Source organism: Microcystis sp. LE19-10.1B (genome assembly GCF_027530565.1).
Taxonomy (GTDB): domain Bacteria; phylum Cyanobacteriota; class Cyanobacteriia; order Cyanobacteriales; family Microcystaceae; genus Microcystis; species Microcystis aeruginosa.
In genome coordinates this window covers 1-5472 of the sequence record NZ_JAPZQM010000522.1, presented here as the reverse complement: position 1 = coordinate 5472, position 5472 = coordinate 1, and the positions used below count along the sequence as shown (strand labels likewise).

The following is a 5472-nucleotide window of genomic DNA, read 5'->3' as shown; positions in this document are numbered from 1 at the left end:
TGCGCGTCTGCCGGTGGGCGGGCGGCGGGGGGGGTGCGTGTGGGTGGGTGGGGGGGGGGTGGGGGTGGTGTGGGGGGTGGGGGGGGGGGTGGGGGGTGGGGGGGTGGGGGGGGGGGGGGGGGGGGGGGGGGGGGTGTGGGTTTGTGGGTTGTTGGGGAGGGGGGGTGAGGGGGATGTGGGGTGTGGGGTGTGGGGTGGTCACTGCGTGCGCGTTGCGGGGGGAAGTGGGGAGAATAAATAAAAATAATCTCCTGACTCCTGACTCCTGAATCCTGAATCCTGAATACTGAATCCTCACTCCCAACTCCTGAATACTGACTCCTGAATCCTATCTCCCGACTCCTGACTCCTGAATACTGAATACTGACTCCTGAATACTGACTCCTTGACTCTTGCCTTCAGAAACTGATAACTGAAATCCTCCGATTTCTCCTGTAAGATACTGTGTAGAGATGAGGAGTAATTATTTATGGAAGCTGGCGGTTCACAACGGGGGATTTCCCCAACTCTGCGGCAAAGTGGTATCGGTTTAATGTTACTGACATCGGGGGGAATATTAATCTGGTTTGTCGCTTGGTTAAGTAATTTTAGCTTCGGGGGACGCAGTTATCGCGCCAGCTTCCTTTTTCCTAATGTGGGTGGCATGATGGTGGGAACCCGCGTCGGTTATCGGGGAGTGAGAATCGGGCAAGTGACGGCAATTACCCCAGAACCGGAGGGAGTCGCCGTAGAAGTGGAGATTTCGCCAGCAGATCGCCTAATTCCCAGTAATTCCCTCATCGAAGCCATTCAATCCGGTTTAGTGGGTGAAACCACGATCGATATTACTCCCCTGCAAGCTTTACCCGTCGGTGGTGTTAAAGAACCCCCTTTGAGTCCTAACTGTAATGGGGAAGTGATTATCTGTAACGGTTCCCGTTTACAAGGGCAATCGGCGCTAAATGTCAATACCTTGATCAGATCTTTACTGAGAATTTCTAATCTAGTTAGCGATCCCGATATGGTGGCTGGATTTCGTTCTTTTACCCAACGCGCTGCCAATGCCTTGGGGGGACTCGATCGCTTTAGTGGTGAGGCAACCACCGCTTTAAGTGAGGTACGTCGCAGCGGTACTCTAGGTAAACTTAATTCGGGGATGAGATCCCTAGAATCCTTACCCCAAGTATCCGGTTCCCTCGATCGTCTTTCTAGTGATCTTTCCGGTGTCGGGGGATTGAGTCAGGAAGCGACTACTTTACTGAAAAGTTTACAGGGAAGTGGCGGCCTGAGAAATTTAGACGCTACCCTAGTGGAGGCCCGAAAAACGCTGCTTTTGGTGGGCCAAACCACCGAAGAACTGCGGGTTTTTTTGGCAGCTAATCAAAATCGTTTAATTGCCACTCTCGATAGTATCAAAACTACTAGCGATCGCCTACAAACTACCCTCGCTGCTTTGGATCCGATCCTGACGGAAGTGCAGAAAAGCCAAATTATCGAGAATTTAAACACTATTTCGGCAAATGCTGTTAAATTAAGTGAAAATTTGGGAAATTTTACCGCTTATCTCTCCGATCCTGCCACTGTTGTCACCCTACAGCAACTCCTCGACTCCTCTCGCGCTGCTTTTGCCAATCTTCAGAAAATCACCTCGGATGTGGATGAAATTACCGGTAATCCGCAACTGCGACAGGAAATTATCCGCTTAATTCAGGGTTTAAGTCGTTTGGTTTCTTCTAGCGAACAACTACAGCAGGAATTCGCCCAAGGTCAAGCAATGACAAGAATGGCCGCCCAAATTGCGACAATAGCCCCAAATCCCGCCGCTAATACCCCAGAAAAAGACGCTAAGAAACCCAGAAAAAGCCCCGAAATAAATGATTAAATGTGTTTGAAAAATCACCTTAGTTCCTCATAAAGGAATCCAATCTAAGCGATCAATCCATTCTTCAGCTTCTGTTAATTCCCAGATTAAAATCATTGATTCAGCCCATTGACTAATTGTACCGCTAGGGCGTAACCAAATAATTCCCCAAGTGTGACCTCCCGTGTTCCAATGATCTTTTAAATGATTGGGCATGGTACTTCTATTGTCAGTGATTAACAGTCTCTGGGATAATTCTAAATATTGCAATAAATTAGGATCAAGTGTCCCTAAAAGAGGTGCATCCGCATCACCAACTCGCAAAATATCTATAGTAGAATTGATACGTTGAACCGCTATTTTTAGCTTAGGAGATAAATTTTCATCCAGCAAAAACCGAATTTTCATGCTTTTTGTAAATACTCCTGCTCCTTTTTAATTTTTGCTTTTCTTAAACGATCAATTAAAGGAGATGATGTTTCTAGCCACTGTTGATAATGTTGTTCCCGTTGTCTTTCTAGCTTGACAAGATAGAGATCGATTTGTGCTTGATTGTGATAATAATATGTCAAAGTGGCATAAATTTTTTCTAAATTTAGAGTTGGTAATTCTTGGAGAATTTCTTGAGGACTATAACCTTGTCGATAGTATTTCAGTACGTCCTCAATGCCAATACGATGTCCTTTTAATTGAATATTATCTACTGCTACAAATTCAAAATAATCTTCTAACTGCATAGGTTGTTACCTCCTAAAACATCAATACTATCCTAGCATATTATTAAAAATGTGCCGCAAAATTCAAAATTATTCACCGATTTTAAGCCTATCTGAATATTAAATTTAACCCACCTAGTTTAGATGGGTTAAAAAGATAAAAAGAGATTAAGATTGACGTTTTAAAGCAGAACCAATTCCTAATACTCCTAAACTCAATAATCCTAGCATTGATGAAGGTTCGGGAATAGAAGTAGGAGGAGGGGAAAGAGCTATCACTGAGACATTATCCAACGCAGGACCATAAGGTGTATCGACTAAATTTAGAAAACTAAGGGTAGTTGTTGTTCCAGTGGCAGTAAAACCCCAAGATTTTGATACCCATCCCATGTTTGAACGGCTTTTTCCTGTTATGTCGAAAGAAAAGTCAGCAGAATTTCCTCCTGCACTCACTCTCATCTCTTTAATAGTAGGACTGTAGTCTGTATTACCCGCCAGATCAAAAGTCACCCGATAAGTCTCACCGACAGTTGTGTTAAAGGTTTGCTGAATTCCACCGGCATTCGCTCCAGATAGATCCAGATTTCTACTACCCTCAGAAGCTTGCCAATAAGTTCCTATATAATCAATTGTTCCTTGGCTGACCGTCCATCCTGTAATTGCTGTGGAACCAGCATCAAGTCTTATAAAATCACCAGGGTTAGGGTTGACGGTAGCCGTCTCAAAACTGCCATTTTGAATCAAATTTGCTGCTTGTACAGGGGTGACTATCAAAGCACTCACCGCCAAGACAGAGGAAGCAATTGAGAGTTTTAATAAGCTATGCTTACCCCCCCCCCGCAAATCAATCAGTTTTGCTAATTTTTGAGTCATAATTAAAAACTCCATTTTTAGATAAACAACCACACCATAGCACAGAAAAGCTTAAAATAAATGAAAAAATGATTAATTTTTTCCTCAAGATGGACTTAAATGAGCTTTGGGATAGAGAGACTTGTGGCAAGATATAATTAAGGGGTATTTGGGGAAGAAATTGGATTATGGAAGAACTTTTAGAATTAAAGGCTTTACTCTTAAAAGGTGATATTAAAGGTTCACTGGCGATTGTAGAAGACCTTGAAGATATGAGCAAAAATGGGATTATTAGCACCATTCGTGGTTATGCTGTTATCTTATTACTTCATTTAATTAAACAACAGGCAGAAAACCGAACCACTCGTTCTTGGGATGTCTCCATTCGCAATAGTGTTAGAGAAATTCAACGCCACAATAAACGCCGAAAAGCGGCAGGATATTATTTAAGTGATGAGGAATTAACAGACACTTTAAACGATGCTTATCTTAATGCTTTGGATGCCGCTTCTTTAGAAGTCGAATCAGGTCGTTATCAATCGGAGAAACTAGAAGCTATAATTGACAAAAATAAACTGATTAGTGATGCTTTCCTTCTCATCAAAAACGTCTCTCCCTAGAAAGATTATGACCAACTCAATCTCTCAAGAACAAGCCCAAGAAATGTTACGTTGGTTAAACAAAAATCGTGACAACGTGATTGATTTGTATAAAAATCAATACATTGCTTATAACGAAAAAGGAGTGATTGCTCACGGTGAAAATTTACAGAATGTTCTAGAAGAAGCCAACACAACCAATCAAGAATTTGTCATTTATCTTGTTCCTAGTTGTCGTTATTCTATTCAAATTTTACCCATTCAAGTTTAAAGTAGTTTAAGTTGATTTTGACAACGGCAAAATTCTATGAAAATAACCCTTTATCAACCGACGTTATCGTTATTATTACTGCTGTTCCTATCCGGTGGTTGTGCAGTCAATCAGGAAAAAGGCAAAACCATCACTCCGCAAGCACCTCCCCTAGCAGAAATCGTTCCTTGGCAGACCGTCGAACGGGTTACTATTTTAAAAGCCGATCAGGATCCCATCTATGCTTTGGCTATTAGTCCCGATAACTCCCTGCTGCTGAGTGGTAGTTTTGACGGCACTGTTAGGGAATGGGACCTAAAAACCCAAAAACCTCTCAGGACTTGGCAACTAGGTGATACCGTTAACGCTATCCAATTTAGTCCCGATGGTGAGACTTTCGTAACTGCCGATGCCGGGGGAAAAGTGCAACGCTGGAATACGCGCACGGGAAAATTAGAAATGACCTATCCTGGCCATGCTTTTCTCGTTACCGATGCCGCTATTTCTCCCGATGGCGAAATTTTGGCCACGGGTAGCTGGGATCGTACAGTTAAACTCTGGGATTTTCAGACGGGTACACTGTTAAAAACCCTGCGCGGCCATAATCATCCGATTCAGGCGATCGCATTTAGTCCCGATGGTAAAGGAATTGTTAGCGCCGATTACGATGGCTTCGTTAAACTGTGGAAAGTGAGTACCGGTCGCTTTATTCGTGCCTATGCGGGTAATTTATTCCCCGTTTATCGGGTGCTTTTTTCCAAAGATGGTAATACCGCCGGTACTGCTAGTCAAGACGGTTCGATCCGCAGTTGGCAAGTGAAAAGCGGCATCGGCACCACCACTATTCTCGCCCATAACGACGCTGTTACCGATATGGCCCTGCTGGATGGGGGTAAAGTTTTGGCCAGCACTTCCGGGGATGGAACTGTCAAATTTTGGGATGTTAATACCCGTCGGCACTTGAATACTCTCAAGGGAAACGTCATCTTAAGAATGGTTGCCAGTCGAGATGGTCGTTGGTTAGTCACTGGAGATCGAGACGGTGCGATCGCACTGTGGCGAGGAATCTAATTGGGGTCTGCTGAAAAAGTTTTTCCTAGAAGCAGGGTGTAGGGTGTAGGGTGTGGGGTGTGGGGTTTTACCGATTTTGAGGGGGTCAATTACCTAATTTTCAGGGAAAAAGTAGCTGAATTTCCCCCTGATCACTCCCATATC

General features: G+C 43.8%; 7 protein-coding genes and 1 pseudogene. 4 read left to right on the top strand and 4 right to left on the bottom strand.

Going from position 1 to position 5472, the window contains the following annotated elements; genetic code table 11:
- Positions 1-298 (bottom strand): annotated as a pseudogene (locus tag O9332_RS18725) (hypothetical protein); the annotation flags it as partial.
- 171 nt (positions 299-469) lie between these two features.
- Between O9332_RS18725 and O9332_RS18720 the strand changes: the two are divergent.
- On the top strand, positions 470-1861 hold the full coding sequence (locus tag O9332_RS18720; RefSeq protein ID WP_288026828.1) for an MlaD family protein: 1392 nt from the start codon (positions 470-472) through the stop codon (positions 1859-1861).
- Between the two features lie 27 nt (positions 1862-1888).
- Here O9332_RS18720 and O9332_RS18715 read toward each other — a convergent pair whose 3' ends face one another.
- From O9332_RS18715 to O9332_RS18705, 3 genes are all read right to left on the bottom strand, one after another.
- Positions 1889-2248 carry a DUF5615 family PIN-like protein gene (locus tag O9332_RS18715; protein WP_002763705.1) on the bottom strand — a complete coding sequence of 120 codons (360 nt, stop codon included), beginning with the start codon at positions 2246-2248 and terminating at the stop codon, positions 1889-1891.
- Positions 2245-2577: a DUF433 domain-containing protein gene (locus tag O9332_RS18710; RefSeq protein WP_002750711.1), complete on the bottom strand. Its 333-nt coding sequence runs from the start codon at positions 2575-2577 to the stop codon at positions 2245-2247. Before O9332_RS18710 ends, O9332_RS18715 begins: the two co-directional genes overlap by 4 nt.
- Positions 2578-2724: 147 nt before the next feature.
- Complete coding sequence (locus O9332_RS18705; protein ID WP_288026825.1) at positions 2725-3429, bottom strand: choice-of-anchor C family PEP-CTERM protein; 705 nt, start codon at positions 3427-3429, stop codon at positions 2725-2727.
- A gap of 167 nt (positions 3430-3596) precedes the next feature.
- Here O9332_RS18705 and O9332_RS18700 point away from each other — a divergent pair, with 167 nt between their 5' ends.
- From O9332_RS18700 to O9332_RS18690, 3 genes are read left to right on the top strand one after another with little or no spacing between them, the layout of a single operon-like run.
- Positions 3597-4028 (top strand): DUF29 family protein, encoded by a 432-nt coding sequence (locus tag O9332_RS18700; RefSeq protein WP_288026823.1) that lies wholly within the window; start codon positions 3597-3599, stop codon positions 4026-4028.
- Between the two features lie 7 nt (positions 4029-4035).
- Positions 4036-4278, top strand: coding sequence for a DUF5678 domain-containing protein (locus O9332_RS18695; RefSeq protein ID WP_288026821.1), 243 nt, complete (start codon positions 4036-4038; stop codon positions 4276-4278).
- Positions 4279-4314: 36 nt separating this feature from the next.
- Positions 4315-5328 carry a WD40 repeat domain-containing protein gene (locus O9332_RS18690; protein WP_002763696.1) on the top strand — a complete coding sequence of 338 codons (1014 nt, stop codon included), beginning with the start codon at positions 4315-4317 and terminating at the stop codon, positions 5326-5328.
- The last annotated feature ends 144 nt before the right edge of the window (positions 5329-5472 follow it).